Origin of the sequence: Streptomyces albidochromogenes, assembly GCF_005981925.1 — a bacterium.
GTDB lineage: Bacteria > Actinomycetota > Actinomycetes > Streptomycetales > Streptomycetaceae > Streptomyces > Streptomyces albidochromogenes.
In genome coordinates, this window is record NZ_VBVX01000641.1 from 1 (window position 1) to 1,117 (window position 1,117).

Consider the following 1,117-nt stretch of genomic DNA (forward strand, 5'->3'; position numbering starts at 1 on the left):
CCCCGTCACCGCGACCGCGTCACGCCCAGCGCCCGCAGGTCCGCCCCGATCCCTTCCGCCGCCTCCCGCAGGGCCGGGAGCAACGCTTGCCGCGTCTCGTCCGGCGTACCGTCCCCCGCGTGCCGGGCCACGTTCACCGCGGCCACCACCCGGCCGTCCGCGCCGCGCACCGGCACCGCCAGGGAGCGCAGGCCCTCCTCCAACTCCTCGTCGACCAGGGCGAACCCGTCGGCGGCGGCCCGCTCCACGATCCGGTCCAGTGCGAACGGCGAGGTCACGGTGCGCCGCGTCAGGGCCGGCAGGACCTCCGGCAGCGCGGGTCGCTCGCCCGGCGCGAGGCCCGCCAGGAGCACCCGTCCCATCGACGTCGCGTACGCCGGGAACCGGGTGCCCACGGTGATGTCGACGCTCATGATCCGTACGGTGGGCACGCGCGCCACGTACCGGATGTCCGAGCCGTCCAGCACCGCCAGCGACGCCGACTCGCGCACCCGCCGCACCAGCGCCACCAGGTGGGGCCGCGCGATCTCCGCGAGCCCGAGCCCGGAGAGCCGCGCGCAGCCCAGTTCGAGCACCCGCGGCAGCAGCCGCCACCGGCGCCCGTGCGGGGCGACGTACCCGAGCCGCTCCAGCGTGAGCAGCGAACGCCGCGCCGTCGCCCGGGCCAGGCCGGTGGCCTCGGCCACCGCCGTCAGCGCCATCCCGTCGCCCCGGTCGGCGCCGAGGGAGCCCAGGACGGCGAGTCCGCGTGCCAGCGACTGGAGGAAGCCCGGCCCCAGCTCACGCTTGGCCTCCAGCGACGTGTCCCGTACGGGAGCGGCCTCGGGAGCGGGGCGTGGCACCGCCAGCGCCGCCTCCAACTCGCCGCGCACCGAGCGCAGTCGGGGCAGCACCCTCTCCCGCAGCGACTCCAGGGTGTGCCGGCTGGTGTGGCTGACCACGCTCACCGCGCACACCGTCCGGCCCGCCACGTCGCGCACGGGCACGGCGACGGCCACGAGGCCCGGTTCGATCAGCTGGTCGTCACCGGCCCAGCCGTCCGCGCCCGCCCGCGCCGCCCGCTCCTCGAAGCCGTCCCCGCCGGGCGCCCCGGCGGCCGGCGGCGCCACCGCGAACC

1 protein-coding gene is annotated in these 1,117 nt (G+C 78.1%); it reads right to left on the reverse strand.

Features of this window, described 5'->3' with window-relative positions:
• Positions 1–5: 5 nt before the first annotated feature.
• A partial coding sequence (locus tag E2E34_RS34505) for an IclR family transcriptional regulator domain-containing protein (RefSeq protein WP_138905741.1) occupies positions 6–1,117 on the reverse strand: 1,112 nt, incomplete at its 5' end.